Here is a 25,916-nt window from a genome sequence, read left to right as displayed (position 1 = left end):
CTGCGGCCGGCGGTCGAGAGCCGGGCCGACCTTGGTAGGCCCGTCGCGTCGACTTTCGTAGCTGGGAGCGCGCGGAACGGGTTCCTACCATGGGTGGGTGACCAGTGCCGCCGTACCCGACCACCCCTGGCTGCTGCCGGGCGCCCTGAGCCGCGGCGCGGCCGTGGCCCGGCGGACGCCGCGGGACTGGTTCGTCGACGTGCTCTGCTTCCTGCTGGCCCTGGGCTGGGCGGTGCTCGCCTGGCGCGACTCGGTACGGCCGGAGCCGGATTTCGCGCTGAACGCCGGCCCGGCGTGGCTCAACGAGGTCGACTTCCTGCTCAGCCTGCTGCTCTGCGCGGCGCTGTGGTTCCGCCGGCGCTGGCCGGTCGGGCTCGCCCTGGTCAGCCTGCCGCTCGCGTTCTTCTCGGTCAGCTCGGCGGCGGCCCTGATGATCATCCTGTTCACGGTGACCGTGCACCGGCCGCTGCCGGTGGCCGCGTCGATGATCGGGCTGAGCCTGCTCACCGTGCCGGTCTACGCCCGGCTGCGCCCCGACCCGACCCTGCCGCTCTGGCAGAACCTGGCCTGGACGGCGGTGTTCACCTTCGCGGTGCTGGCCTGGGGGATGTTCGTGCGGGCCCGCCGGCAGCTGGTGGCGTCGCTGCGCGAACGCGCCGAACGCGCCGAGGCCGAGCAGCAGCTGCGGCTCGCGCAGGCCCGGCAGCTGGAGCGCACCCGGATCGCCCGGGAGATGCACGACGTGCTGGCCCACCGGATCTCGCTGCTCAGCCTGCACGCCGGGGCGCTGGAGTTCCGGCCCGACGCGCCACCGGCGGAGGTCGCGAAGGCGGCCGGGGTGATCCGGGCCAGCGCGCACGCCGCGCTGCAGGACCTGCGCGAGGTGATCGGGGTGTTGCGCGCCGAACCGGCCGCGGCGGACAGCGGCGCGCCGGAGCGGCCGCAGCCCACCCTGGCCGACGTGCCGGCGCTGATCGACGAGTCCCGGGCCGCCGGAGTGCGGGTCGGGCTGGCCGAACGGGTCACCGCGGCGGCGACGCTGCCGGCGGGGGTCGGGCGCAGCGCGTACCGGATCGTGCAGGAAGGGCTGACCAACGCCCGCAAGCACGCGCCGGGAGCGGTGGTGCAGGTGCGGCTCGACGGGCGGCCCGGCGACGGGCTGACCGTGGAGATCCGCAACCCCTGGCCGGCCGGTGCGAGCGCCGCGACCACCCTGCCGGGGGCCGGCACCGGCCTGGTCGGCATCGCCGAACGGGTCACCCTGGCCGGCGGCCGGCTGGAGCACGGCCGGGACGCCACCGGCTCGTTCCGGCTGGCGGCGTGGCTGCCGTGGCCGGCATGAGCGGCGACACCGGGCCGGTCCGGGTGCTGATCGTCGACGACGACCCGCTGGTCCGGGCCGGCCTGTCGATGATCCTCGGCGGGGCGCCGGAGCTGGTCGTGGTGGGCGAGGCGGCGGACGGGTCGGAGGTGCCCGCCGCGGTCGCCGCCCATGCCCCGCACGTGGTGCTGATGGACATCCGGATGCCGCGGGTCGACGGTCTCACCGCCACCGAGGCGCTGCGATCGTCGCCCGCCCCGCCCGAGGTGCTGGTGCTGACCACCTTCGACGCGGACGACCAGGTCCTGCGGGCGCTCCGGGCCGGGGCCGCCGGTTTCCTGCTCAAGGACACGCCGCCCGCGGAGATCGTCCAGGCGATCCGGAGGGTGGCCGCGGGGGAGGCCGCGCTGTCACCCACGGTGACCCGGCAGCTGATCAGTCACGTCACCACCGGGCCGACCCCGGGTCCGGACCCGCGCCGGGAGCGTGCGCTGCGGCTGCTGGCCGCGCTGACCGAGCGGGAACGGGACGTCGCGGTCGCGCTCGGGCAGGGCCGGACGAACGCGGAGATCTCCGCGGAGCTGTTCATGAGCGTGGCCACCGTGAAGGCGTACGTCTCCCGGCTGCTGACCAAGCTCGACCTGAACAACCGGGTGCAGGTGGCGTTGCTGGTGCACGACGCGGGTCTGGTCTGAGCCGGTCCGTCACGGGCCGGATTGAACCGCCGACCGTCACGGTCCGTACCACTGGCCGAGGATGCGGGACGGCGGGTCAGCCGTCACCGCTGCCGAGCTGCGGGAGGCCTGCCGTGCGAGTTGGTGAGCAGTCTACGGATCCCATCGACCTGATCCTGGGTGAGGTGCCGGTGCCGGCGCCGCTGACCCCCGAGGACGTCCGGCTGGCGGTGCGGGCGGTGGTCGTGCACGCCGCCGAGGAGTGGCCGAACGGGCCGCTCTGCCGCAACGACGGCGCCGCCTACCCGTGCCGCCTGCACCGCTGGGGCCGGCGGGTGCTGGAGAACCACGGGCTCAACGAGCGTCAGATCGAGGCGCTGATCCGGCACGGCAACCCGTTCGTGCACGTACCCTTCCCGTTCGTCCTCACCGGTCCGGCGCCCGTGCGCACGGACCGTCCCGTTCCCCCCAGCCTGCGCGGCCAGGCCGGCCGGGGCGCCGCACCAGGGGTGCGGCCCGCCATCCGGCCCGGCGGTCCCGGACGGCCGGTGGCGCCCCCCGCCACCACGCCGCGCTGGCCCCGGGCGAGCTGACGACCGCGCCGGATCGCGCCGCAGCGGCAACCTCGGGGGTACGCCCGAGAGCTCGCCCGGGCCGACGCCGGCCCGACCCGGGAGCCCCCACCCCGGGCCGGGCCGGCGTCCCCGGTTCACCTGCCGCGGATGCCGCACCGCGACGCCGACCAGCTGGTCGTGTTCGAGGAACGGTCGGCGTCGTTCTCCCGACGGGAGTCGACGTGCACGTGGTCGTCGTGGTTCGGGTAGCCGGGGCCGTAGAGCCCGCTGAAGCCGTGGTTGCGGGCCTCCCGCGCGATCCGGCAGAGCGACGCGCCGCGGGAGGTCACGTCGGCGGCGTTGCCGTAGAGGTGCTGGCTGTCCCGGACGCCTCCGGTCCGGCCGTTGCAGGACGTGCTGCGGAAGCCGCTGATCACCCGCAGCGGCTGGTCGCCCAGGCTGCGGCGCAGCGCCTCCAGCTTCCACATGGTGCGCAGGGCGTTGGCCCGGGTGCGGGCGGTGGAGACCGGCCCGCCGTCGAAGCCGCTGCCGCCGCAGCCGTCGTCCAGCTCGCCGTAGGCGAAGTGCCGCGGCGTGCAGTCGTCGTCCTGGAGCTCGTAGAGCTTGCCGAACGTCCGCGGTCCGGCGATCCCGTCGACCCGCAGGCCGTACGCGGCCTGGAACCGCCGGACGGCGGCGACGGTCGTCGGCCCGTACCGGCCGTTGGTCTCCACGACGTTCCGGTAGCCCGCCCAGCCGGCGACCCGGATCTGGAGCTGACGGACGTCGTCGCCGGATCGCCCCTGCGACAGGGTGCGTTTCCAGGTGTAGCAGCCGTCCGCGTGGGCGGCCGGCGCCCCGACCACGGTGGCGATCGCGGCCCCCGGCAGGGCCAGGGCGAACGCGACGGCGACACGCTTGCAGATGCTGACGCGCACAGGAGTCCTCCTGGACGAAAGAGCGTGGACGGGGTGTCGGGCGGCCTGGACCGGCCTGTCCCGTCCCTCCACCATCGCAAGCACTTCGCGTCGTTGGCGGCGAATACCGGAATAGTCCTCATAATCTGCGGTTCCGGGGCGTTCGCCGGCAATTGCCGCCCTACGCCGGCCCGTCGGCGCCCCGGAGTAACCTCACCGGCGGGCCCACGGACGCGCGGAGGTGACGGTGGCTCGGGGAGGCGTCTTCTGCGTCGAGGGCCAGTGGCACCGCGACCTCAACGAACGCGGCTCGGTGCTGCCCACCCTCGAACTGCTGGAACGCCTCGGCCGGATCCGGTTCATCCACAAGGACGCCGCCACCCGCGACGAGCTCTTCTACTTCCTCGACCGGTGGCTGCTCAAGCAGTACGCCGACTACCGGGTCGGGTTCTTCGCCATGCACGGCGAGCCCAGCCGGCTCTGCCTCACCGACTGGGACTCCGTCGACCTGACCGACGTCGCCGAGCGGATGGCCGGCCGCTGCGACGGCCGCCGGCTCTACTTCGGCAGCTGCTCGGTGCTGCGCGCCCCCGACGCGGTGCTGCGCGACTTCCTCGACGTCACCGGCGCCGCGCTGATCTGCGGCTTCACCCGCGAGGTCGACTGGGTGGAGTCCGCGGCCTTCGAGACCGTGCTGCTCGACGTGCTCGCCAACGGCCAGCGGCACAACGCCGCCGAGCTGCGGATGGGCTCGGCGCACTGGGCGCCGCTCGCGTCGTACCTCGGCTTCCGGGTGATCTACGCCAACGGCCGGGCCTGGCGGCCCACCGTGCGCCCGCGGGTGCCGGCCCAGCCGACCGCGCGCCGCGCCGCCGGCCGCCCACGCTGACCGCCCTCGGCGCGGCGGCTCCCCGCCCGGCCTGGTAGAACCGGTGGCATGGCACGCAGCATCGCGACCAACACCAAGGTCGACCGGGACGCCCTCACCGAGTTCCTCCGCCCCCGGCACAAGGTCATCCTGATGACCACCCGCGCCGACGGCCGCCCCCAGTCCTCGCCGGTCTCCTGCGGCGTGGACGCCGAGGGCCGGCTGGTGATCTCCACCTACCCGGAGCGGGCCAAGGTGACCAACATCCGGCGCAACCCGCAGGTCTCGGCGTGCGTGCTCTCCGACGACTGGAACGGCCCCTGGGTGCAGGTCGACGGCACCGCCGAGGTGCTCGACCTGCCCGACGCCCTGGACCCGCTGGTCGAGTACTTCCGCAGCATCTCCGGCGAGCACCCCGACTGGGACGAGTACCGGGCGGCCATGGTCCGGCAGGGCAAGTCGCTGATCCGGGTCACCGTGGAGAACTGGGGGCCGATCGCCACCGGCGGCTTCCCCGCCCGCCTCGCCGACTGAGCCGGCTCAGTACGCGGCGGTGAACCGCATGTTCTCGAAGCGCGGGTTCTCGATCTCGTCGACCACCGCCACCGCCAGGTCCTCGTAAGTCAGCACCGACCGGCCCTGCGCGTCGGTCACCGGCTCCTCGGTGCCCGTCCGGTAGTGGCCGGTGCGCTCGCCGGGATGGAACTCCAGCGGCGGCGGGGAGAGGTAGGTCCAGGTCACCCCGTCGGCGCAGGTGCGGTACCAGGCCAGCGCGTCGGCCTGCCCCAACGCCGACTCCCGGTACTCCGCCGGGAAGTCCGGCTCGTCCAGGACCGGCGTGCCCTTCGGCGTGAGCAGGGTCGACCCGCCGCCGACGTGGATGATCCGGGGCGCCGCCGGGACGTCGCGCAGCACGGTGGTGAGGTTCTGCGCGGCGTCCCGCCACAACGCCCGGTCGCCGCCGCCCACCGCCACCACCATGACGTCCGCGTCCGGGGCCAGCTCCCGGACGCTGCGCGCCGAGGTGACGTCGCCGGTGACCACGCGTACGCCGGCCGGCAGGTAGCTGGTCGCCTCCGGGCGACGGACCGCGGCGATCACCCGGTGCCCCCGGTCGAACGCCTCCGCCGTGATCCGGGACCCCGCGGTGCCCCCGGCACCGAACACCACCACGTTGCTCATGGCTCCCACGTTAGGGAGACCGACGGCGGCGGCGGGCGGTAACGGCTCAGTCGACCAGCGCGGAGTAGACCAGCTGGCGCAGCTGCGAGCGCAGCGGGTACGTGCTCGACGGCATCAGCTGGGTGAACAGCAGGGCGGTGACCTCCTCCACCGGGTCCACCCAGAACGCCGTCGAGGCCAGCCCACCCCAGTAGTACTCGCCGACGCTGCTCGGCACCCGGGCCGGCACCGGGTCCTGGACCACGGCGAAGCCCAGCCCGAAGCCGATCCCGTCCAGCACCGTCTCGGCGAACCCGGCCGGCTCGAAGGAGGCCAGGTCGCCGCCGCCGGGCAGGTGGTTGCGGGTCATGAAGCGCACCGTGCGCGGGGAGAGCAGCCGGACGCCGTCCAGCTCACCGCCGCGCAGCAGCATCTGGGTGAACCGGTGGTAGTCCGCCGCCGTGGAGATCAACCCGCCGCCGCCGGAGCGGAAGAGCGGCTCGGTCAGCGCCGCCCGGCCGATCCCGTCGGCCCGGATCAGGCGCCCGGTGGCCGGGTGCGGGGTGTAGAGGGCGGCCAGCCGCTTCGCGTCGCCCTCCTCCACCCACCAGCGGGTGTCCGGCATGCCCAGCGGGCGCAGGATCCGCTCGCCGAAGAACCGGTCCAGGGACTGCCCGGAGACCACCTCGACCAGCCGGCCCAGCACGTCGGTGGCGACGCTGTAGTTCCAGCCGGTGCCCGGCTGGAACAGCAGCGGCAGCTTCGCCAACCCCACCGAGGCCGCCGCCAGGTCCTGACCCGGCGGCACCCACAGGTCGTAGCCGGCCGCCCGGTAGAGGCCGTCGACAAGCGTGGTCTGCGCGAAACCGTAGGTCAGGCCGGCGGTGTGGGTGAGCAGGTGCCAGACCCGGATCGGCTCGGTCGCCGGCACCGTGTACGGCTTGAGCAGCGAACCCTTGTCGTAGACCCGGACGTCGGCGAACTCCGGCAACCACCTGCTGATCGGGTCGGTCAGCTCGAACCGGCCCTCCTCCCACAGCATCATCGCCGCGACCGAGGTGATCGGCTTGGTCATCGAGTAGATCCGCCACAGGGTGTCCGGCTCCACCGGGGTGCCGGCCTCCACGTCCCGCTGGCCGTACGTGCTGGCGTGCGCGATCTCGCCGCGCCGGGTCACCACCACCTGCCAGCCGGCCAGCTTGCCGTCGTCGACGTACCGGCCGAAGTGCTCGTCGATCCGCGCCAGCCGCGCGGGGTCGAAGCCGATCCGGTCCGGGTCGATGGTTCGTGCCACAGTCACCCGCCGAACCTACCGGCCGGTACGCCGCCGCGGGAAGGGCGTCGGTGCTCCCCGCTAGCCTGGGCCGATGCCGGAGCTGACCGAGGACGCCACCTTCCACGACGAGGACTGGTATTCCGAGGAGCTGGTCGACCGGCACTTCGTCCGCTGCTCCTTCCAGCGGGTCGACCTGACCGAGGCGCTGACCCGGGGCGCGGTCTTCACCGAGTGCGACTTCGGCAACGTGAAGTTCAACGCCTCCCGGCACGTCGACTCGGCCTTCACCCGCTGCACCTTCCGGCGGTGCAACTTCTTCGACACCGAGTTCACCGGCTGCAAGCTGGTCGGCAGCGCCTTCACCGACTGCGACCTGCGCCCGCTGCGGGTCGACGGCGGCGACTGGTCGTTCACCACGCTGATCCGCGCCGACCTGCGCGACGCGGTGCTGACCGGCGTACGCATGCGCGAGACGGACCTGACCGGCGCCGACCTGACCGACGCCACGGTCACCCGGGTGGACCTCTCCGGCGCGCAGTTCGACGGGGCCCGGCTGACCGGTGCCGACCTGCGCGGCAGCGACCTGAGCGCGCTGGACCCGACGACGGTCCAGCGGGCCGGCGCGCTGGTCGACGCGGAGCAGGCGGTGGTGCTGGCCCAGGCGCTCGGCTTCCGGATCGGCTGACCCGCCCCGAACGACCGTCGGGGTGGCCGGCCAGGACCTAACGTCGGGCAGGTGGGAGACGCCGAGACGACGGACCGCTACCGGCGGCTGCGCTGGTTCAACGTGGTGGTCGGCCTCCTGCTGGCCGCCGAGGGGCTGTTCATGTGGGCGGCGAGCAACGACCTCGCCCTGCCGGTCACCGCGTCCTACCTGACCGCCGACCCGGTGACGTTGCGCGACGGCACCCTGCCGGAGACGGTGTTCCGGATCGCGATCGGACCGGCGGTCGCCGTGTTCCTGCTGCTGGCCGCCGTCGACCACTTCGCGGTGGCCGCGCCCGGGGTGCGCCGCTGGTACGAGCGGCGACTGGACCGCCGGGCCAACTACGCCCGGTGGATCGAGTACTCGGTCAGCGCGTCGATCATGATCGTGCTGATCGGGCTCTTCGTCGGGATCCGCGACCTGGCCGCGGTGATCGGGCTCTTCACCGCCAACACCGCCATGATCCTGTTCGGGCTGCTGATGGAGCGGCAGCAGCAGCCGGGCCGGACCGACTGGAGCGCCTTCTGGTTCGGTTCGCTGGTCGGGGCGGCGCCGTGGCTGGCGATCGCCATCTACATCGCCCAGCCGCCCGAGGTGCCGACCTTCGTGTACGCGATCACGGTGGTGCAGTTCGTGCTCTTCGCCGGCTTCGCGGTCACCATGGCCCTCCAGTACGCGCGGGTCGGGCGGTGGCGCGACTACCGGGTCGGCGAGGTGACCTACATCCTGCTCAGCCTGGGCGCGAAGTCGGCGCTGGCCTGGCTGATCTTCGCCAACGTGCTGCGGACCTGAGTAGGACGACCGTTCCCGCTTGGTAACGAACAGGACACGGCCACCGCCCGATCTGTGGCGAACCGGGCGATCCGGTGACAACGTGAGACGGCTCGAGGCGTCCTCGCGACCGCGGGACGGGCCGGCGGCGTGGCGGAGGTGCGGGTGGTCGAGGGGGAGCGCAACGGGTCCGGCGTACGACGGGTGGCCGGGGGCCGGCGGCGCCCGGCGGTGACGCCCCGGGCCGCGTCGCCGGCGTCGCACCGGTCCGTGGGGGCGACGCCGGGGCGCGGCCCGCACCGCCGGTCCGGCACCCATCTGCTGGTCGGGTTCCTGGTCCTCGGCTGCCTGGTCGCCCTGGTCTCCTACCTGGGCGCGGCCCGGGTCCCGGAGCCGGCCGGCACCGACCCGGCCGGTCCCGGCGTCGGCGGGGAGCGTCCCGGCGCCGCCTTCCCCGGCAACCCGACGATCGGCGTCGCGGCCCCCGCGTCGCCGGGGCTGCGCCCGCGCCAGCGACCCACCCGGCCACCGACCCCCACGCCGCGGCCCACCCCGACGGCCGCCCCCACCTCCCCGGCGATCACCGTGGTCGGGGCCGACGTGCCGGCGACGGTGGACCTGACCGCCGTCGGCGGCACCGACTGGGTGCACTGGGGACCGGTCGACGGGGTGGACGTCGTCCGCCGCCGCGGCGGCTCGGGGGAGATCGTCGACGAGGGCGGCCCCGGGCAGCGCGGCGGCTACGACGCCAACCCGGAGGGGTTCGGCTGGCGCGACGGCGACCCGGTGCAGCGGGTGGACTCCACCATGGCCGGGGCCAACTCCTGCGGCGTCGGCAACGGCTTCCGTCTCGCGGTCGCCGGCAACGGCGCGGAGCGCACGGTGCTGCTCTACGCCGGCGTGTGGATGGCGCGCGGGCGGCTGGACCTGCGCCTCTCCAGCGGCGGACCCACCACCAGCCTGCGGCTGGAGGACCCGCACACCAGCCACACCGCGCAGTTCACGGTCCGGTTCCGGGCCGCCGCGGGCGTGCGGCTGCAGATCGGCTGGACCGTCGAGGAATCCTTCACCGACTGCGGCAACGTGGGCCTTCAGGCGGTCGCGCTGCGCTGATCGGCGCCCCGTGGCCGGTCGGTCGCGGGTAGCGTGAACCGGACGAGCAGGCCAGATCCGGGAGGCGACGATGACGTCGAGCGAGCAGGTGCTGGACAGCCCCGAGGGCTGGGTGGCCGACCACATCCGGCGGTACGTCGAGACCGGCGGCGCGGAGGGGCACGAGTGGCGGCCGGGCGTCTTCACCCTGCTGCTGACCACCCGGGGCCGGCGCAGCGGCAAGCTGCGCCGCACGGCCCTGATCTACGGCCGCGACGGCGACGCCTACCTGGTGGTCGCCTCGCAGGGCGGCGCCCCGCAGCACCCGGCGTGGTATTTGAACCTGCTCGCCGACCCGCAGGCCGAGGTGCAGGTCGGCGCCGAGACGTTCCCGGTCCGGGCGCGCACCGCCGGCCCGGAGGAGAAGCCGCGGATGTGGTCCACGATGACCTCGACCTGGCCGGCGTACGACGAGTACCAGACCAAGACCGACCGGGAGATCCCGGTGGTGGTGCTGGAGCGCGCCTGACCCCCGCCCGGGGGAGCGGTCACCCCCGCCGGCGGGAGGGGCCGGCCGCCGGCCGCCGCGAGGCTGGACGGCATGCGACTCACCCGTCCCGTCCCCGCTGTCCTGCCGTCCGCCGTCCCGCCGCCCGCGGTCCTGCCCTACGCCGTGCTGGCCTGGGCCGTCGGCTACGGCGCGCTGCGGCTGTGGTGGGCGGCCACCGGCGGGCAGCACCACCCGCCGTTCGGCTCCGACCTGGTGTTGTTCACCGGCTGGTGGTCGGTCGGGCTGTGCGCCGCCGCCGGGCTGGTCGGCATCGGGCTGGCCGCTGCGCGTAGCTGGCGCCCCGCGCTGGCGGTGGCAGGGTGGGCGGTGTGCGGCGCGGTCGTGGTCGCCTGCGTGCTGCTTCTGCTCGACCTGGTCGGGCTGCTGATCCTGCACCCCACGCCGGCGTTCACGGTGGGTGGTTTCCTCGGCCGGCTGGGCTGCCTGACCGGCGGGCTGCTGCTGCACGCGGCCGTGCTGGACCATCGCCGCCGGTACCGGGGCGGCTGCCCCGAGTGCGGTCGGACCGGGCCGGCCCGGTCCGACCGGTCCCGGGTGCCCGGCTGGGCCCGGGCCGGGGCGTGGGCGGCCGTCGGCGGCTGCCTGCTGCGGCTGGCCGCCCAGGTCGCGGTGGGCTTCGACGGCGTGCCGCTGGCCCAGGGCGCCTCGATGCTGGCCTTCGAGGTCGGTTTCCTGCTGGCCGGGGTGCTGCTGCCGCTGGCGCTGGTGCACCGGTGGGGCCGGATCTGGCCGGGCTGGGTGCCGCTGCTGGCCGGCCGCCGGATCCCACCGGCACTGCTGCTGGTCCCGGCGACGGTCTTCGCCGTGGGGCTGGTCGGCTACTTCGGCGTGGGCCTGGTCGACCTGGCCGTAGAGACCGCAACCGGCACCTTCGACCCGGGCGACGGCCGCTTTCCACTGGCGTTCTTCTGGGTGGCCGAGCCGGCGTACTGGGTGTGGGGGTGGGGACTGGGCGTGGCGGCGGTGAGCTTCCGCACCCGCACCCGGCCGGTGTGCCCGAGGTGCGGGGGTTGAGCGGACCGCCGGGACAGTTTGTCCGTCGCGGCGCGTCGAGCGGGCCGTAACTTTCTGCTGTCGACATCCCGACGATCCCCTGTGGAGGCTCGTTCCGATGACCAGCAGTGCCGTCCGACCCGTTGCATCGACCGCCGGTCACGAGGTGCTCCGGGAGATCCCGTTGCCGCCGCACGTGACCGTCGAGGACGTCCAGTTCGCCGTCCGGGCGGTGGTGGTGCACGCGCCACGGCGCTGGTCCGGGGGCACGATCTGCCGCAACGACGCCCACCCGTTCCCCTGCCGGCTGCACCGGTGGGGGCGGCGGGTGCTGACGCTGCGCGGGCTGCGCCCGGCGGAGATCGACGCGCTGGTCGAGCGGGGCGACCCGGGCGCGGTGGTGGCGGCGCCCCGCCCCACCCGGCCGGTGGCCTGACGCCGGCCCGCCGGTGCCCCGTCCCGCCGACGGGGCACCGGCGGGAGCTCTCAGCAGGCGATCGGCTTCACCCAGGAGCACTCCAGGCCCTCCGGCACCCGCGGCGCGTCGGGCACCGCCGCCGGCGCCACCCGCGCCGTGGTCCCGCTCCGCTCCGAGTACGACGCCAGCGCGATCGCGATCTGGTCCTCCAGCCCCTTGACCGACGAGGCCAGATAGCTGTTCAGCACGATCGAGAAGGCCAGCACGTGCCCGTCGGCGTCGGTGGCGTAGCCGGAGAGGCTGGACGCGCCGGTCAGGCTGCCGGTCTTCGCGTGCACGTTGTCCGCCGCCACGGTTCCCCGCATCCGGCTGCGCAGCGTGCCGCCGACGAACCGTTCGGCGTTGCCGGCGACGGGCAGGGCCGCGTACCAGGTGGGGAACCAGGGCTCGGTGCGGACCGCGGCGAGCAGGTCGACGAACTCCGCCGGGGGGATCAGGTTGCGTCGGGACAGGCCGGAGCCGTCGCGCTGGCGCAGGGTGCCGGTGTCCATCCCGGCGTCGGCGACGTACTCGCTGATCGCGGCGAGACCGGTCGACCAGCTACCGGCGCCGGAGATGATCCGTCCGATCTCCTTGGTGAGCACCTCGGCGTGGCCGTTGTTGGAGAGCTTGAGGAACGGCGTCATCAGCTCGGCGAGGGTCATCGAGTCGTGTCGGGCGACCGGGGTGGCTTCGGCGGGGGTGGCCCGGCCGAGGACGGTCGACCCGAGCACCCTCACGCCGTGCCGGCGCAGCGCCGCCCGGAAGACGTCGGCGGCGTACCCGGTGGGCTCCCAGACCGTCATCCACTCGTCGACCGGGTCGTCACCGGCGGCGATCTGGCCGGTCACCACGATGGTGTTGGTGCCGTGCCGCCGCTCGATGGTGAGGTCGGTGCCGCCCCCGGCCACGGTCCGGGCCCGGTTGTCGATCCTCAGGTAGCCGTTGGGCGGGGTCATCGTCACGGCCGGCCGGTCGCCGACGGCGCCGCCCGGGGCGGCGTGCACGATCACGGTGCCGGCGTCGTAGTCGGTGTCCGGCGCCACGGTCAGCGCGGAGACCTGCGCCGCGTAGTAGTACGACTCGTCGTCCCAGGTCCAGTCCGGTCCGAGTCGGCTGTCGTCGTAGCGGGTGTCGTCGGCGACCAGGTTGCCGGTGACCACCCGTACGCCGTCCGCGGCGACCTGGGCGGCCAGCGCGTCGTAGTCGGCGGCGAGCATCGTGGGGTCGCCGCCGCCGCGCAGGTAGAGGTCGCCGGCGACCAGGCCGGCCCGCCGGCTGCCGGTGCTGCGCACGTCGGTGGTGAACCGGTGCCCGGGGCCGAGCAGGGCCAGGGCGGCGGTGGAGGTGAGCAGCTTGGTGTTGGAGGCGGGCACCAGCCGCCGGTCACCGTTGCGGTCGTAGAGGGTCTGCCCGGTGCTGGTGTCGACCACCACCACGCCGGCCTGCGCCCCGTCGAGCCGGGGGTCGGCGAGGACCGTGTCGATGGTGGCGTGCAACCGCGTCTGCGCGGGGCTGGGGGAGTCGGCGGTGGCGGGTACGCCGGTGGTGGCCGTGGCGAGCAGCAGCGCGGTCAGCGCCAACCCCCGCCCGTAGTGACGACGATGCATGCGTCGATGGTCGCACGGAGATTTCCGCCGGTGAACCCTCCGCGATGGAACTTTCTTACCGAGCGGCTCAGATGGTCTGCGGTGTCCGCCCGGGCGGCTCCTCCGGTTCCGCCCGGTAGTGCGTGTTCGCGCTGGTGAACAGGGGCGCCACCAGAGCGGCGAGCGCCCCGCCGAGCAGCGGGAAGACGATGAACACCCAGAGCTGGCGCAGCGCGGTCCCGCCCTCGAACACCGCCGGGCCGAACGACCGGGCCGGGTTGACCGAGGTGCCGTCCAGGGTGATGGCCACCAGGTGCGCGGCGGCCAGCGCCAGCCCGATCGCCAGGCCGGCGACGCCGGCGCGTTCCGCCCGACTGGTCACCACCAGCACCACCAGGACGAACAGGAACGTCAGGATCGTCTCCAGCACGGCCGCGCCGCCGCCATTGATGTGCCGGCCGTAGCCGTTGCTGCCCAACGCCCCGGTCTGGTCGACCACGTCACCCCATCGGGTCAGCGCCCAGATCAGGAAGCTGGCCACGGTGGCCCCGGCGAACTGGGCGATCCAGTACGCGACCGCGCCGATCGGCGAGATCTTCCGCGAGAGCAGCACCCCGAGGGTCACCGCGGGATTGATGTGGCTGCCGGAGAGCGGGCCGATCGTGTAGACCAGCGCCAGCATGGTGAAGCCGAACGCCAGGGCGACCACCACCACCCCGCCCTCCGCCCGGGCGAAGACGGCGCTGCCGACGCCGAAGAAGACCAGCAGCAGGGTGCCGAGGAACTCGGCGGCATAGCGACGGGCTGCGTCCATGGGCCGAGCATATGGATAAAAACGACAACCCGGGGTAGGAATGCCGAGCCGTCCGACCAGGTCGTACGGCCGCTGACCGCAACCGACGAGGAGTTCCGCGCATGCTCACCATGACCGACAACGCCGTGCTCGTGATCCGCGACCTCGCCGCGCAGCAGGACGTCGCCCAGTCCGGTGGGCTGCGCATCGCCGCCGACACCGAGGCCGGTTCGCTCACCATCGAGCTGGTGCCCGAGCCGGTGCAGGGCGACCAGGTGGTCGACAACCAGGGCGCCCGCATCTTCCTCGACTCCGACGCGGCCGAACTGCTCGGCGACACCTCGGTCGACGCCGAGGTGGACGACGAGGGCGTCGTCCAGTTCGGGTTCACCGAGAAGGAGTGATCCGCCGGGCGGCCCGCCCCCGGTCGGCGTCGCGGCCCGTCCGCCACGGCCCGGGGCTCTCGTCGGCCTCCGGGTCCGCCAGCGCACCCAGCACGTACGCCAGGTGGTGCGAGGTGCTCCACGCCGTCCAGTTCGCCGGGGAGCCGGCGCCGGCTCCCCGGCGGGCCCGGCGCAGCAGCTCGTGGTCGCCCCAGGAGAAGGCGGCTCCGGTGGTCGGCCAGTACGACGCCGACACCAGCTCCCGGCACAGGTCGGCGAAGCGCTCGTCGCCGCGCCCGCCGCGCCGCGCCCACCGGTGGACCCACCACTCCCCGTCGCCGGTGTACGGCACCGTGGGCAGCCGGTCACCCGACGGCTCGGCCCCCGGCACCGCGCTGCCCACCCCGTAGTCGCCGTACCCGACGCCCAGCTCGGACAGGCGCTGCCAGAGCAGCCAGTCCCAGCGGGGCAGCCGGACCGGCTCGTCGGTGGGCAGCCGGGACAGCGTCGGCGGCATCCCGCCCGCCGCCACGGTCACCGAGCGCCAGGCATGCCGGCGGGCCCAGTCCAGCAGTCGACGGACCCGGGGCTCGGCCTGCCGGACGTCCGCCGCACAGCACACGTCGCCCGCGTCGACCAGCAGGTCGCACTGCTCCGGCACCAGGCCGGTGCGCCGCCAGATCCGTTCCACGGCCGTCGTGGTGGCGTCCGGGCCGGCCCGGACCTGCTCGGTACGCAGCCGGACCACCGCCCGCCGGGCGTACGCCCGGGCGGCCACGCCGTGGGCCGACAGCGCCCGGTCGCCGCAGTCGGGGCCGATCACCGGCACCACGGGTACGCCCCAACCGGCAACCGCCCCGGCGGCGACCTCCGGCAGCAGGTCCACGTCGACCGCCGGGAGCAGCCCCTCGGGCAGCCGGCGCAGAGCATCCACAACGGACGTGTCCACGGTCGACAGTTCGACGATCGGGGCGAGCAGCGCGGCGGCGGCCCGGTCGAGGTGACCGAGCGCCTCCAGTTCGCCCCGACGTCCGGGGAGGATGGGGCGGTAGACCGGTTCCGCCGCCCGGCCCCCGTGGGCGGGCACCATACCTCAATGTAGCCAGGTGGTGGCGTTCGGCACAGGGCCTTCCGGTCCGAAACCCCTTCGGCGGCGGTGGATCCGGGCTCGGCCGGACAGCGGTGGGACCGGGTTTGACAGCGATCGACTCCGGTGATGGCATGTGCGGGCGGGCACTGCCGGGCATGGATGGGCACCCATGACCAGTCGACTCGGTCGACCCTGCCCGAAAGGCACCCCATGACCTCCCCGCGCAAGCGCGCCGGCCTCGTCGCGGCGCTCGCCGCCGCCGCCGTGGCCCTCCTGCTCACCGGCCAGCTTCCGGCCCAGGCGCTGGTCCCCGGCGACCCGCCCGCCCCGGTCACCGGCAACGCCACCCACTTCGACGGCCTCGGCGCCCCGTACGGCGGCTGTGGGCTGCCCCAGTCCGAGCTCGACTCGCCGCACTTCGTCGCCCTCAACGTCTACGACCTGCCCGGTGACTACACGTCGTACCCGGTCCGGCCGATCCCGCCGGGCCAGGCCGCGAAGATCGGGCTGTGGAACAACGGCCTCAACTGCGGCCGGTACGTCCGCGTCTCGATCGGCGACCACTGCACCGGCCTCAACGACGGCGCCCCCGGCCAGCCGTTCTGCCGCAACGGCTCCTGGGTCGCCGACGCCTACAACGGGGCCACCCTCACCATGCTGGTCGCCGACAGCTGCGGCGACGGCAACGCCTGGTGCCGGGACGACCCGTACCACCTGGACCTGGCGACCGCCTCGCTCAACCAGTTCACCCGTAACGGCACCGCCGTGGGGGACATGTACCCGAACCACTGGGGCAACCGGCACGTCTCCTGGTCCTTCGTGCCCGCCCCGAACTACTCCGGCGACATCCGGATCGGCTTCCTCCAGGGCGCCCAGCGGTACTGGCCGGCGATCGCCGTGTCGCACCTCGCCAACGGCATCCACGGGGTGGAGTACCTGGCCGACGGGGTGTGGCGGCGCGCCACGATGAACAGCGACATGGGGCAGTCGTACCTGCTCGGGGCCACCGCCTCCGGCGGGACGGACTTCCAGATCCGGGTCCGCGACGCGGCCGACACGCTGATCAACAACGGCCGGGTCTACAAGTTCTCGCTGCCCGGCTCGTGCGGTGGCAGCTGCTCCGCGGCGTACACCCAGGTCGCGTACACCACCTCGGACGGCACCGGCCCCACGGCGAACCCCAGCCCGACGACCAGCCCCAGCCCGACCACGAGCCCCAGCCCCACGACGAGCCCCAGCCCCACGACGAGCCCCAGCCCGACCACGAGCCCCAGCCCGACCGGCGGCACCGGCCAGGGTTGCACCGCGAGCTACCGGGTCACCTCGTCGTGGACCGGCGGTTTCCAGGCCGAGGTGACCGTCCGCAACACCGGTACGGTGCCGCTGACCGGCTGGACCACCGACTTCACCTGGCCGGGGTCGCAGAAGCTGTCCGGCTCGTGGAACGCCACGGCGAGCCAGTCCGGGCAGCAGGTCACCGGCACGAACGTGAGCTACAACGGGGGTGTCGCGCCCGGCGGCACCGCCAGTTGGGGACTCACCGTCAACGGCGACAACGCCGCGCCGTCCACCCCGCGCTGCACCGCCCGCTGAACCCGTCGGCCCGCCCGGTCACCGCACCGGGCGGACCGACGTCTTCCCAGGTCACAGCGTTGTCCGCTGTCCTAGATCGGACAGCGTCGGTAGTGGTCGGTCACCGGACCCGCGCAATAACTTCGATGACGTAGGGGCCCGATCACCGCCGATCGCCCCGGCTCACACGCAGGACCTCGGCCGGTCCGGGCCACGGCCGGCGGAGAAGGGACCAGCATGTCCAGCACCAGATCCAGGCGGGGGCCCGGCCAGCCCCGAGCGGACGCCGAGGAAACGCACCGGGCCGACTCCGAGGTGACCACCTGCGGGACGACCGGGATGCCGCCGAGCGCCCGGGTGCTCTTCGCCGTCGTCGGGGCCGACGGCACCCTCGTCCGCGGGCTCGGGGCCGCCTCGTCGGCCCGGCTCGCCACCGGGATGTACCAGGTCACCTTCGACCAGGACGTGACCCGGGCCGGCTACCTCGGCACCCTCGGCCGGGTCGACAACCTCGGCGTCTCCCGGGTCGGGGACATCGCCGTGGCCGGTCGGACCGGCATCCCCAACGGGGTGTTCGTCGAGACCTTCGCCGAGGACGGCAACCGCGCCGACCGGGCCTTCCACCTGGCCGTGCTGGCCTGACCCGGGTCGCCGGTCGCCGCACCGGCGGGCCTCCGCGGGCCAGCGCGGCGCCGGGCGGCCGTGGCAGCGTCGCGCTGCTGCTCGCCACGGCCCACCTGACTTGTCCGGTGTTCGGCGCGCCGGTCCTGCCGGCCGTGGAGACGAGCGCACGGCGCCGCCGGACCGGAATCCTAACGTCGCCGCGCTCGGCCGTCTCCCACCACCGCAGCCCCGACGGCGGTACGTCAGCGGGGACCTGGCACCGACCCGCGCGTTGACCCCGCGCCGGTCTGGAGGGCAGATGCCCGTCCTGACGCGGGGCAAACCTTGCCAGCGTGGGGAATTCCACCATTTGCCACTCCCGGCGTGATCGTCCGCCACACCGGGTATGAGCGCGCCATGGAGCATTACACGATCGCGACAGTGGCCGAGAAGAGCCCGGACTTCCGGCGGGTGCTGTGGACCGGCACCAACACCCAGCTGGTGGTCATGACCATCCCACCCGGCGGCGAGATCGGCGAGGAGGTCCACGAGGGCATCGACCAGATCCTGACCTTCGTCAGCGGCGCCGGCGAGGCCCGGGTGGGCGGCGAGAAGAAGGAGGTCGTCGCGGGCGACCTGGTGGTCGTACCGGCCGGCACGAAGCACAACTTCGTCAACACCGGGCCGAACCCGCTGGTGCTCTACACCGTCTACGGGCCGCCGGAGCACGCCGACCAGGTGGTGCACCGCACCAAGGAGGAGGCCGACGCGGCCGAGGCGGCCGGCGAGGACGAGCCGCCCACCGCCTGACCACCACCCGCCGGGACCGGCCCGCGTGATCCGGGCCGGCCCGGGTATCCCGACGGGCGTGGGGCAACCAGCGATCTCCGACTACGCCTTCCTCTCCGACTGCCGCTCCGGCGCACTCGTCGGCCGGGACGGCTCGATCGACTGGTGGTGTCCCGACCGGTTCGACAGCCCGTCGGTCTTCGGTCGGCTCCTCGACCCGGAGGCGGGCTACTGGCGCCTCGCGCCGCTGACCACCGGCCGGGTGGAGCGGGCGTACCGGCCGGACACGCTGGTGCTGCGCACCGTGCACCACACCCCGCAGGGCAGCGTCGCGGTCACCGACGCCCTCGCCGCCGAACTGGGCGCCCGCGGCCACGAGCTGGGGATGAACTCACCGGCCGTGCTGGTGCGGGTGGTCGAGGGGCTCAGCGGCCGGGTGCCGATGGAGCTCGACTTCGCCCCCCGACCCGAGTACGGCCTGCTCACCCCGTACCTGCACGAGCTGGACGACGGCGGGGTGCTGGCCGACGCCGGGCCCGTCGCGCTGACCCTGCGCGGTGGCGTCGGGCCGCTGTGCCCGGACCGGGACCGGGTCCGGCACACCTTCGAGATCGACGCCGGCCAGGTGGTCGGCTTCGACCTGGCGTACGCGCCGGCACACGGCCGTCCGGCCGTCCGCCTCGACCCGGTCACCGCCCTGAACGACACCGTCGCGGCCTGGGAGGCGTACCGGGAGACCCACGGCTACGACGGCCGGTACGCCGACCAGGTCCGGCACAGCGCGGTCGTCCTCACCGGCCTGACGTACGCCCGCAGCGGCGCGGTGGCCGCCGCGCTCACCACCTCGCTGCCCGAGCGGGTGGGCGGCGACCGCAACTACGACTACCGCTACGCGTGGCTGCGCGACTTCTCGATGACCATGCGAGCCTTCTGGGTGGCGGCCTGCCCCGACGAGGCCAACCGGCTCTTCGCCTGGGCGGCCCGCTCCATCGGCCGGATGGGGGACCGGCCGGTGCCGGTGCTGTTCGGCCTGGAGGGGGAGCGGGACATCTCCGAGCACGAGCTCGACCACCTGGCCGGCTGGGCGGGGAGCCGGCCGGTCCGGGTCGGCAACGACGCGTGGCGGCAACGGCAGCTCGACGTCCCCGGCGAGGTGATCTCGGCGGTGTGGCGGCTGCACGACTATCTCGGCGAGACGTTCGACGAGGAGCTGCGGGAGATGGTGGTCGGGCTGGCCGAACAGGTCGCCGCCACCTGGCGGCTGCCGGACCGGGGGATGTGGGAGACCCGGGACACCGAGCGGCACTACCTGTCGTCCAAGGTGCTCTGCTGGGTGGCCCTGGACCGGGCGGTGGAGCTGGCCCCCCGGCTCGGCGAGCGGGCCGACCCGCGCCGGTGGGCCGCGATCCGCGACGAGATCCGGGCCACCGTGCTGCGTGAGGGCTGGAACGACCGGATCGGGGCGTACACCGGGGCGTTCGGCTCGGCGGAGCTGGACGCGTCCGCGCTCTTCCTGCCGGTGCTGCACTTCCTCGACGCCCGCGACCCGCGGATGCGCTCCACCATCGAGGTGGTGGAACGGGAGCTGGGCACCGACGACGGGCTGGTCCGGCGCTGGGCCACCGACCCGGCCGGGTTCGTGCTCTGTTCGTTCTGGCTGGTCGAGTGCCTGGTGATGATGGGGGAGCAGAAGCGTGCCCGGGCGCTCTTCGAGAAGGTGCTCGGGCACGCCAACGACGTCGGGCTCTTCGCCGAGCAGATCGACCTGCGCACCGGCGTGCAGCTCGGCAACACCCCGCAGGCGCTGTCGCACATCGGGCTGATCAACGCCGCCTGGCGGCTCACCGAACCGACCACCGCCTGAGGGCCAGGTGTTAAGCGGGGGCCCCTGCTATACCGGAGGCGTTAAGAAGGGGCCCTTCCTTGCACGACCGGAACGGCGGAGACGTCGATCGTCTCCGGATACTTCAACCCGGCGCCGGTGTTGAGCACCAGCACCCGCTCGTCGGCCCGGATCCAACCGCCGGCCCGTAGGTGCTTCGCCGCGGTCAGGCAGGCCGCCCCCTCCGGGCAGAGCAGCAGCCCCTCCCGGGCCGCGAAGCCCCGCAGGTCGGCCAGGAGCTCGACGTCGTCGACCGCGACGGCGGTGCCGGAGCTCTCCCGCAGCGCGGTCAGGATCAGCTCGTCGCCCAGCGGCGCTGGCACGGTGATCCCGAACGCGACGGTGTGCGCGTCCTCCCACGGCGTGGCCCGCTGCTCACCGGCGGCGAACGCCCGCACGATCGGCGCGCAGCCGGTGGACTGCACCGCCACCAGCCGGGGCAGCTTGTCCCCGATCCAGCCCAGCTCGCGCAGCTCGTGCATGGCCTTGTGGATGGCGATCAGCCCGACCCCGCCACCGGTCGGATAGATGATCACGTCGGGCACCTGCCAGCCGAGCTGCTCGGCGATCTCGTAGCCCATGGTCTTCTTGCCCTCGAGCCGGTACGGCTCGCGCAGCGTGCCGGCGTCGAAGATGCCGCCCGCCGACTCGGCCACCAGCCCGGCCACGTGCCGGCCGGCGTCGCTGATCAGCCCGTCGATCAGCCGCAGGTCCGCCCCCGCGGCCACGCACTCCCGCCGGCAGATGGTCGGGGCGGACAGCGGCATGACGATGGTCGCGCCCAGCCCGGCCCGGGCCGCGTACGTCGCCCACGCCGCGCCCGCGTTGCCGTTGGTCGGCATGGCGATCCGCTGCACGCCCAGCTCCCGGGCCCGGCTCACCCCGACCGCCGCCCCGCGGGCCTTGAACGAGCCGGTCGGGATCAGCCCCTCGTCCTTGACGATCAGGTCCGCGATGCCGATCTCCGCCCCGTACGCCGGCGCCCGCAGCAGCGGCGTCCAGCCCTCGCCCAGCGTGGTGACGTGCCGGGGGTCGGCCACCGGCAGCAGCTCGCGGTAGCGCCACAGGTCGGCCGGGCGCAGCGCGAACCGCTCCGGGGTGACCGCCGCGCCGACCGCGCCGAGGTCGTAGCGGGCCAGCAGCGGTGAGCCGCAGCCGCAGAGGTTCACCAGCTCGTCCGCCGGATGTCCCGTGCCGCAGCGCGGGCACTCCAGGTGGGTCAGGTACACGTCGCTCCTCGGAAGTCTCAGCTCGCGTCGATGGTGCGCCAGTCGCGGCTGCTCCGACCCGGCTGGTAGGCCGAGTCCAGGCGTTTCGCCACCACCCCGGGCAGGCCCTGCTCCCGGGCTGCCCGCAGGGCGTCCGCCCCGCCGCCGGGGAACCACGGCGGAGTCTGCCAGTGCGGGCCGGCCAGCGCCAGACCGTCGAGCAGCTCCCGGCGTTGCGCGTACGGCAGGTCGACCGTGTCGGCGCCCTCCAGCCAGAGCAGGTCGACCAGCAGGAACTGGGCGTCCGGCGCGGCCCGCCGGGCGCTGCCCCGCGCCGGTCGTCCCCCGCCGGCGGGTCGGACCCGGCCGGCGGCGTCGATCCGGACCAGCACACCGTCCAGGACCGCCTCGACGGGCGCCAGCTCCTCGGCCAGCTCCCGCAGCCACGGGTACGCCGGGGTGACGTCCTCGCCGTCCGCCGAGCGCAGCAGCAGCCGGCCGCCGGAGACGTGGGCGACCGCGCGTACGCCGTCCCAGCGCAGCTCGTACCCCCAGGCGGCGTCGTCGGTCGGCAGTCGGCGGGCCGGCGTGGCGTGCATCGGCGCGACCCGCTCCGGCATGCTCGTCCAGCCCGGCGGCGGCGGGTCGGTGCGCCGGATCATCCAGTCCCGGCCACCGGTGGCGAAGAGCGCGTACCGGCCCCGGGTGCGGTCACCGGCGAGGACCACGATCACCTCGTCGTCGCGCCACTTCTCGGTGCGGTACGTCCCGGTGTCGTGGACGGTCATCCGACCGCCGCCGTACTCACCGGCCGGGATCTCGCCGTGGAAGGTGAGGTATTCCATCGGGTGGTCCTCGGTGTGCACGGCGAGGTGGTTGCGTCCGGTGTCCCGGGGCAGGCCGCGCGGCACCGCCCAGGAGACCAGCACGCCGTCGCGCTCCAGTCGCAGGTCCCAGTGCAGCCGGCGGGCGTGGTGCTGCTGGATGACGAACCGGGCCTCGCCGGCCCGCCGGGGCCGGCGAGGCGGGCGCGGCGGGACCGGCTCCGGCGTGCGCGCCGCGTCCCGCCGGCGGCGGTACTCCTCCAGCGGGTCGGCCACCTCCGCATTCTCCGCCCACCCGGGCATGCCCGCCGGGATGCCGGGTAGAACAGCCGCCATGACCAGCGCTGAACAGCCCACCGCCGCGCTCCCCGGCGAGGTCCGGATGCCCCTGCTCGGCTTCGGCACCTGGCAGGCCACCGGCGAGGCCGGGTACGACGCCGTGCTCGCCGCCATCGACGCCGGCTACCGGCACATCGACACGGCCACCATGTACGGCAACGAGAAGGAGGTGGGTCGGGCGGTCCGGGAGAGCGGCCTGCGCCGGGAGGACCTCTTCATCACCACCAAGCTGCCGCCGGACCGGGTGGGCCGGGAACGCGAGACCATCGAGGCGAGCCTCGCCGCCCTGGACACCGACCACGTCGACCTGTGGCTGATCCACTGGCCGCCGTCCGCGCCGGGCGACAGCATCCCGGTGTGGCGGGAGCTGCTCGCCGCCCGCGACGAGGGGCTGACCCGCGCGGTCGGGGTGAGCAACTACTCGGTCAGCCAGATCGACGAGCTGATCCAGTCCACCGAGGAGACCCCGGCGGTCAACCAGATCCGCTGGAGCCCGTCGCTGTACGACCGGCAGACGTACGCCGCGCACCGCGACCGGGGGGTGGTGCTGGAGGGCTACAGCCCGTTCAAGACCAGCGACCTGGCCGACCCGGTGCTGGTACGCATCGCCGCAGCGCACGACATCTCCCCGGCGCAGGTGGTGCTCCGCTGGCACATCGACCACGAGATCGTGGTGATCCCCAAGTCGGTCACCCCGGAGCGGATCCGGGCCAACGCCGACGTGTTCCGGTTCTCGCTGACCGCCGAGGAGATGCGCGACATCGACGCCCTCGGCGGCTGAGTGCCGCCGTACGCGCACGGGGCGCGGCCCGCAGGTGGCGGACCGCGCCCCGTTGGGCGTCGGTGAGGGTCAGACCTTGGCGCAGTTCACGCCGTTGAGGGCGAACGCGCTCGGCGCGGTGAACGCGCCACTGAGCGTGCCCTGGTAGCCGAAGGTCGTCGAGGCGCCCGGGGCGAGGGTGCCGTTGTAGTCCACGTTGCGGGCGCTGACCGCGCTGCCGCTCTGCGTCACCGTGGCGCTCCAGGAGTTGGTCACCTGCTGCCCGGCGGGCAGGTTGTAGGTGAGGTTCCAGCCGTTGATCGTGCTGGAGCCCTTGTTGGTGATCGCCACGTCGACCGTGTAGCCGTTGTTCCACACGCTGGTCGGGGTGTACTTCACCGTGCACGCGGTGCCGGCCGGCGGCGGGGTGCTGGTGGTCGGCGAGGGCGTCGGGTTGCCGGTCGGCGAGGTCGTCGGCGACGGGGTCGGCGACGGGTTGGTGCCGCCGGTGCGGACGTCCTGCGAGAAGGAGGTCACCGCGAGGCCGACGCCGCCCTGCCACGGCTCGAAACCGGCCTGGATGCTGGTCAGGTACCAGTCGTTGGTGATCGCGCCCCGGTTGCGGGTGTCGTTGATGAACTCCAGGGCGTCGAAGCTCATGCTCGGGATCGGCGACGACGCGACGTACGAGATCACGTTGTTCTGGCCGTTGCTGCCCCGCCAGACCTCCCAGCTGCGGCCGGCGAGGGTGGTGTTGCCGACCGGCGAGCCGATCGGCTGGATGGTGCCCTGACGGTTCATCCAGATCATGATCTCCATCTGGTTCACCCCGTCCTTCTTGGGCGTGGGGTCGAGCCAGATGTCGTACGCGGCGTCGTAGGTCGCGCCGCTGACGTAGTTCCAGCTGATGCTGGCCGGCGCGCTGCTGATGCTCTTGACCTGGATCGGCATGTTGGTGCCGGGGGAGCAGTTGGTGTAGTGGCAGCCGGCGAAGATCGACGGGTACGACACCGGGGCGCCGTTGGTCGGCGACACGCCGTCCTGGCGGGTGATCGAGAAGCCGGTCGCGGTCGCGTTGATGCACTGGGTGGCGGTGGTGCCCCAGCGGTTGTTCTGCACCACGTACTTGTTGCCGATGACCGTCGAACCGAACTGGTCACAGATCTGGGTGTCGGCCGAGGCGTTGCCGCCGAGGGCGACGGCGACGATCGTGCCGGCGGCCAGCAGGCCGGCGGCGGCGATGGCCCGGAGTGGACGTCTCATGATGCTCCTTGGCTACGGCGTGGGGGCGCCGGACGTGTCGGGAGATACGAGCGGGAGCGCTCCCAGGTTCAGCCGACACATTTACATGCCTGAAACAGTTGCGCAACTGTACCGGTTAAGTAATTTCATCTTCGCGGCGTCCGCGGCCCCTGATCGACGGGATGCCGAAGGCAGATGTCCTGGTCACCGGCGGCGGAGCGACGCGTCCACCCGGCCGAACGGCCCTGGCGTGCCCCGATTGCTCCGAGTAGTGTCTTGCCTCCAGCGCGTTCCGACCCCTCCGGAGGCGTACACCGCAATGCGTGGTTCAGCCCTGCGCGTCCTCGTCGTCGGCGCGGGCATCGCCGGTCTCGCCGTGGCCCGGGCCCTGCGGATGGCCGGCCTCCGACCCGACGTCACCGAGAAGCTCCCCCCGACGGAGCGCGGAGACGCCGGCCTCTACCTGCCCGGCAACGCCGAGCGGGCGCTGCGCCGCCTCGACCTCGACGGCCCCGTCGGCCGGCTCGGCCAGGTCATCCACCGGCAGCGCTTCCTCGACGCCACGGGGGCGCCGCTGTGCGAGGTGGACCTCGACGCGCTCTGGGCCGGCGTCGGCTCGTGCCGGGCCCTGCCCCGCCGGGAGCTGCACCGGGTGCTGCTGACCGGCGCCGGCGGCGCCGTCCGGCACGGCGCCGAGGTCAGCTCCGTCGAACCGCTGCCGGCCGGCGTCGGCGTCACCTTCACCGACGGCACCACCGGCGAGTACGACCTGGTCGTCGGCGCCGACGGCCCCCGCTCGTCGGTCCGCGCGCTGGCCGCCCTCGGCGGCCCGCCCCGCCCCGCCGGGCAGGTGGTCTACCGGGGCGTCGTCCGCGACGGGCCGCCCGTGCGGGACTGGACCGCCCTGCTCGGGCAGCGCTCCGGCTTCCTGGTGGTGCCGATCGGCGCGGGACGGCTGCACTGCTATGCCGACGAGGCCGGCGACACCCTCCCCGCCGACCCGCTCGGCCGGCTGCGCGAGCTCTTCGCCGGGTACGGCGGGCCGGTGCCCGAGGTGCTCGCCGCCCTCGACCAGGTCGACGTGGGGCTCACCGACGAGGTCGAGCTGGGCCGCTGGTTCCACGGCCGGGTGCTGCTGGTCGGTGACGCGGCACACGCCACCGCGCCCTCGCTCTCCCAGGGCGCCGCCATGGCCCTGGAGGACGCCGTGGTGCTCGCCGAGTCGCTGACCGCGGCCGGCGACGTCGACTCCGCGCTGCTGGCGTACGAGAGCCGCCGGCGCCCGCGTACCCGCTGGGTGCGGGACCGGACCCGGGACCGCAACCGGACCCGCGACGTGCCGCCGGCGCTGCGTGACCCGCTGCTGCGCGGGCGCGGCGGGCGGATCTTCGGCGAGCACTACCGACTGCTGGTCGGCCCGCTGTGAGCACGCACCGCACGCGGCGATCGTCCCACGCCACCCCGATCAGCGGTGCCACCTG

27 protein-coding genes are annotated in these 25,916 nt (G+C 74.0%); 18 read left to right on the top strand and 9 right to left on the bottom strand.

The features are described from left to right. Positions 1–97: 97 nt before the first annotated feature. From GA0070564_RS01835 to GA0070564_RS01825, 3 genes are all read left to right on the top strand, one after another. Complete coding sequence (locus GA0070564_RS01835; RefSeq protein WP_091601512.1) at positions 98–1,342, top strand: sensor histidine kinase; 1,245 nt, start codon at positions 98–100, stop codon at positions 1,340–1,342. Beyond that, positions 1,339–2,016 (top strand): response regulator, encoded by a 678-nt coding sequence (locus GA0070564_RS01830; RefSeq protein WP_091604365.1) that lies wholly within the window; start codon positions 1,339–1,341, stop codon positions 2,014–2,016. The genes GA0070564_RS01835 and GA0070564_RS01830 overlap by 4 nt, the downstream gene beginning before the upstream one ends. 113 nt (positions 2,017–2,129) lie before the next feature. After that, complete coding sequence (locus tag GA0070564_RS01825) at positions 2,130–2,588, top strand: hypothetical protein (RefSeq protein ID WP_091601510.1); 459 nt, start codon at positions 2,130–2,132, stop codon at positions 2,586–2,588. 116 nt (positions 2,589–2,704) lie between these two features. Here GA0070564_RS01825 and GA0070564_RS01820 read toward each other — a convergent pair whose 3' ends face one another. Further along, entirely contained in the window at positions 2,705–3,487 is a 783-nt protein-coding gene (locus GA0070564_RS01820) for a D-Ala-D-Ala carboxypeptidase family metallohydrolase (RefSeq protein WP_091601508.1), read from the bottom strand. 226 nt (positions 3,488–3,713) lie between these two features. Between GA0070564_RS01820 and GA0070564_RS01815 the strand changes: the two genes are divergently transcribed. Both GA0070564_RS01815 and GA0070564_RS01810 read left to right on the top strand, forming a co-directional pair. Next, the gene (locus tag GA0070564_RS01815) at positions 3,714–4,355 is read left to right on the top strand and encodes a DUF6642 family protein (RefSeq protein WP_088973551.1); all 642 of its coding nucleotides are present in this window, start codon (positions 3,714–3,716) and stop codon (positions 4,353–4,355) included. A 48-nt stretch (positions 4,356–4,403) separates the two neighbouring features. Beyond that, positions 4,404–4,868, top strand: a complete 465-nt coding sequence (locus GA0070564_RS01810) for a PPOX class F420-dependent oxidoreductase (RefSeq protein ID WP_091601506.1) — start codon at positions 4,404–4,406, stop codon at positions 4,866–4,868. Positions 4,869–4,874: 6 nt separating this feature from the next. On the opposite strand, the gene GA0070564_RS01805 is transcribed toward GA0070564_RS01810, so the two are convergent. Together GA0070564_RS01805 and GA0070564_RS01800 are read right to left on the bottom strand one after the other, a co-directional pair. Continuing rightward, a complete protein-coding gene (locus tag GA0070564_RS01805; RefSeq protein WP_091601504.1) occupies positions 4,875–5,516 on the bottom strand; it encodes an NAD(P)-dependent oxidoreductase in 642 nt (213 codons plus the stop codon). A 46-nt stretch (positions 5,517–5,562) separates the two neighbouring features. After that, positions 5,563–6,795 carry a serine hydrolase domain-containing protein gene (locus tag GA0070564_RS01800; RefSeq protein WP_091601502.1) on the bottom strand — a complete coding sequence of 411 codons (1,233 nt, stop codon included), beginning with the start codon at positions 6,793–6,795 and terminating at the stop codon, positions 5,563–5,565. 67 nt (positions 6,796–6,862) lie between these two features. On the opposite strand from GA0070564_RS01800, the gene GA0070564_RS01795 reads away from it, so the two are divergent. The 6 genes from GA0070564_RS01795 to GA0070564_RS01770 all read left to right on the top strand — a co-directional run bounded on the left by GA0070564_RS01795 (position 6,863) and on the right by GA0070564_RS01770 (position 11,340). Further along, positions 6,863–7,456 carry a pentapeptide repeat-containing protein gene (locus tag GA0070564_RS01795; protein WP_091601500.1) on the top strand — a complete coding sequence of 198 codons (594 nt, stop codon included), beginning with the start codon at positions 6,863–6,865 and terminating at the stop codon, positions 7,454–7,456. Positions 7,457–7,507: 51 nt separating this feature from the next. Then, positions 7,508–8,269, top strand: a complete 762-nt coding sequence (heR, locus tag GA0070564_RS01790; RefSeq protein ID WP_091601498.1) for a heliorhodopsin HeR — start codon at positions 7,508–7,510, stop codon at positions 8,267–8,269. 129 nt (positions 8,270–8,398) lie between these two features. Then, entirely contained in the window at positions 8,399–9,361 is a 963-nt protein-coding gene (locus tag GA0070564_RS01785) for a hypothetical protein (RefSeq protein ID WP_245669782.1), read from the top strand. 70 nt (positions 9,362–9,431) lie between these two features. Next, entirely contained in the window at positions 9,432–9,869 is a 438-nt protein-coding gene (locus GA0070564_RS01780; RefSeq protein ID WP_091601496.1) for a nitroreductase family deazaflavin-dependent oxidoreductase, read from the top strand. A 72-nt stretch (positions 9,870–9,941) separates the two neighbouring features. Further along, entirely contained in the window at positions 9,942–10,925 is a 984-nt protein-coding gene (locus tag GA0070564_RS01775) for a hypothetical protein (RefSeq protein ID WP_091601494.1), read from the top strand. A gap of 97 nt (positions 10,926–11,022) precedes the next feature. Next, positions 11,023–11,340 (top strand): hypothetical protein, encoded by a 318-nt coding sequence (locus GA0070564_RS01770; protein ID WP_091601492.1) that lies wholly within the window; start codon positions 11,023–11,025, stop codon positions 11,338–11,340. A gap of 50 nt (positions 11,341–11,390) precedes the next feature. Here GA0070564_RS01770 and dacB read toward each other — a convergent pair whose 3' ends face one another. Then, positions 11,391–12,971, bottom strand: coding sequence for a D-alanyl-D-alanine carboxypeptidase/D-alanyl-D-alanine endopeptidase (dacB, locus tag GA0070564_RS01765; RefSeq protein ID WP_091601490.1), 1,581 nt, complete (start codon positions 12,969–12,971; stop codon positions 11,391–11,393). A gap of 67 nt (positions 12,972–13,038) precedes the next feature. Next, entirely contained in the window at positions 13,039–13,764 is a 726-nt protein-coding gene (locus tag GA0070564_RS01760; RefSeq protein WP_091601488.1) for an MIP/aquaporin family protein, read from the bottom strand. A gap of 101 nt (positions 13,765–13,865) precedes the next feature. Here GA0070564_RS01760 and GA0070564_RS01755 point away from each other — a divergent pair, with 101 nt between their 5' ends. Continuing rightward, on the top strand, positions 13,866–14,147 hold the full coding sequence (locus tag GA0070564_RS01755; protein ID WP_091601486.1) for an iron-sulfur cluster biosynthesis family protein: 282 nt from the start codon (positions 13,866–13,868) through the stop codon (positions 14,145–14,147). On the opposite strand, the gene GA0070564_RS01750 is transcribed toward GA0070564_RS01755, so the two are convergent. Beyond that, on the bottom strand, positions 14,131–15,216 hold the full coding sequence (locus GA0070564_RS01750) for a beta family protein (protein ID WP_176730526.1): 1,086 nt from the start codon (positions 15,214–15,216) through the stop codon (positions 14,131–14,133). The two genes, GA0070564_RS01755 and GA0070564_RS01750, sit on opposite strands and share 17 nt — an antisense overlap. A 210-nt stretch (positions 15,217–15,426) precedes the next feature. On the opposite strand from GA0070564_RS01750, the gene GA0070564_RS01745 reads away from it, so the two are divergent. From GA0070564_RS01745 to GA0070564_RS01730, 4 genes are all read left to right on the top strand, one after another. Continuing rightward, complete coding sequence (locus GA0070564_RS01745) at positions 15,427–16,809, top strand: cellulose binding domain-containing protein (protein WP_091601484.1); 1,383 nt, start codon at positions 15,427–15,429, stop codon at positions 16,807–16,809. 216 nt (positions 16,810–17,025) lie between these two features. Continuing rightward, entirely contained in the window at positions 17,026–17,430 is a 405-nt protein-coding gene (locus GA0070564_RS01740) for a hypothetical protein (RefSeq protein WP_091601482.1), read from the top strand. 378 nt (positions 17,431–17,808) lie between these two features. Next, positions 17,809–18,201, top strand: coding sequence for a cupin domain-containing protein (locus GA0070564_RS01735; RefSeq protein WP_088970078.1), 393 nt, complete (start codon positions 17,809–17,811; stop codon positions 18,199–18,201). A gap of 58 nt (positions 18,202–18,259) precedes the next feature. Next, on the top strand, positions 18,260–20,044 hold the full coding sequence (locus GA0070564_RS01730; protein ID WP_091601480.1) for a glycoside hydrolase family 15 protein: 1,785 nt from the start codon (positions 18,260–18,262) through the stop codon (positions 20,042–20,044). 41 nt (positions 20,045–20,085) lie between these two features. Here GA0070564_RS01730 and GA0070564_RS01725 read toward each other — a convergent pair whose 3' ends face one another. After that, positions 20,086–21,291, bottom strand: coding sequence for a threonine synthase (locus GA0070564_RS01725; RefSeq protein ID WP_091601478.1), 1,206 nt, complete (start codon positions 21,289–21,291; stop codon positions 20,086–20,088). 17 nt (positions 21,292–21,308) lie between these two features. Next, on the bottom strand, positions 21,309–22,370 hold the full coding sequence (locus GA0070564_RS01720; protein WP_091601476.1) for a DNA polymerase ligase N-terminal domain-containing protein: 1,062 nt from the start codon (positions 22,368–22,370) through the stop codon (positions 21,309–21,311). Positions 22,371–22,428: 58 nt separating this feature from the next. Here GA0070564_RS01720 and GA0070564_RS01715 point away from each other — a divergent pair, with 58 nt between their 5' ends. Next, entirely contained in the window at positions 22,429–23,214 is a 786-nt protein-coding gene (locus GA0070564_RS01715; RefSeq protein ID WP_091601474.1) for an aldo/keto reductase, read from the top strand. A gap of 69 nt (positions 23,215–23,283) precedes the next feature. Here GA0070564_RS01715 and GA0070564_RS01710 read toward each other — a convergent pair whose 3' ends face one another. Further along, complete coding sequence (locus GA0070564_RS01710) at positions 23,284–24,456, bottom strand: glycoside hydrolase family 12 protein (RefSeq protein ID WP_091601472.1); 1,173 nt, start codon at positions 24,454–24,456, stop codon at positions 23,284–23,286. Positions 24,457–24,754: 298 nt separating this feature from the next. On the opposite strand from GA0070564_RS01710, the gene GA0070564_RS01705 reads away from it, so the two are divergent. After that, positions 24,755–25,861 carry an FAD-dependent monooxygenase gene (locus GA0070564_RS01705; RefSeq protein ID WP_091601470.1) on the top strand — a complete coding sequence of 369 codons (1,107 nt, stop codon included), beginning with the start codon at positions 24,755–24,757 and terminating at the stop codon, positions 25,859–25,861. Positions 25,862–25,916: the final 55 nt, after the last annotated feature.

Origin of the sequence: Micromonospora mirobrigensis, assembly GCF_900091555.1 — a bacterium.
In the GTDB taxonomy this organism is placed as follows: Bacteria; Actinomycetota; Actinomycetes; order Mycobacteriales; family Micromonosporaceae; genus Micromonospora; species Micromonospora mirobrigensis.
This window is presented reverse-complemented; position numbering and strand designations above follow the sequence as displayed.

Excerpts from the sequence above, each read along its gene's own strand:
- GA0070564_RS01775 (WP_091601494.1), top strand. The coding sequence starts at position 9,942 with ATGCGACTCACCCGTCCCGTCCCCGCTGTCCTGCCGTCCGCCGTCCCG.
- GA0070564_RS01740 (WP_091601482.1), top strand. The coding sequence starts at position 17,026 with ATGTCCAGCACCAGATCCAGGCGGGGGCCCGGCCAGCCCCGAGCGGAC.
- GA0070564_RS01745 (WP_091601484.1), top strand. The coding sequence starts at position 15,427 with ATGACCTCCCCGCGCAAGCGCGCCGGCCTCGTCGCGGCGCTCGCCGCC.
- GA0070564_RS01760 (WP_091601488.1), bottom strand. The coding sequence starts at position 13,764 with ATGGACGCAGCCCGTCGCTATGCCGCCGAGTTCCTCGGCACCCTGCTG.
- GA0070564_RS01705 (WP_091601470.1), top strand. The coding sequence starts at position 24,755 with ATGCGTGGTTCAGCCCTGCGCGTCCTCGTCGTCGGCGCGGGCATCGCC.
- GA0070564_RS01715 (WP_091601474.1), top strand. The coding sequence starts at position 22,429 with ATGACCAGCGCTGAACAGCCCACCGCCGCGCTCCCCGGCGAGGTCCGG.
- GA0070564_RS01755 (WP_091601486.1), top strand. The coding sequence starts at position 13,866 with ATGCTCACCATGACCGACAACGCCGTGCTCGTGATCCGCGACCTCGCC.
- GA0070564_RS01780 (WP_091601496.1), top strand. The coding sequence starts at position 9,432 with ATGACGTCGAGCGAGCAGGTGCTGGACAGCCCCGAGGGCTGGGTGGCC.
- dacB (WP_091601490.1), bottom strand. The coding sequence starts at position 12,971 with ATGCATCGTCGTCACTACGGGCGGGGGTTGGCGCTGACCGCGCTGCTG.
- GA0070564_RS01710 (WP_091601472.1), bottom strand. The coding sequence starts at position 24,456 with ATGAGACGTCCACTCCGGGCCATCGCCGCCGCCGGCCTGCTGGCCGCC.
- GA0070564_RS01750 (WP_176730526.1), bottom strand. The coding sequence starts at position 15,216 with ATGGTGCCCGCCCACGGGGGCCGGGCGGCGGAACCGGTCTACCGCCCC.
- GA0070564_RS01830 (WP_091604365.1), top strand. The coding sequence starts at position 1,339 with ATGAGCGGCGACACCGGGCCGGTCCGGGTGCTGATCGTCGACGACGAC.
- GA0070564_RS01810 (WP_091601506.1), top strand. The coding sequence starts at position 4,404 with ATGGCACGCAGCATCGCGACCAACACCAAGGTCGACCGGGACGCCCTC.
- GA0070564_RS01805 (WP_091601504.1), bottom strand. The coding sequence starts at position 5,516 with ATGAGCAACGTGGTGGTGTTCGGTGCCGGGGGCACCGCGGGGTCCCGG.
- GA0070564_RS01735 (WP_088970078.1), top strand. The coding sequence starts at position 17,809 with ATGGAGCATTACACGATCGCGACAGTGGCCGAGAAGAGCCCGGACTTC.
- GA0070564_RS01795 (WP_091601500.1), top strand. The coding sequence starts at position 6,863 with ATGCCGGAGCTGACCGAGGACGCCACCTTCCACGACGAGGACTGGTAT.
- GA0070564_RS01770 (WP_091601492.1), top strand. The coding sequence starts at position 11,023 with ATGACCAGCAGTGCCGTCCGACCCGTTGCATCGACCGCCGGTCACGAG.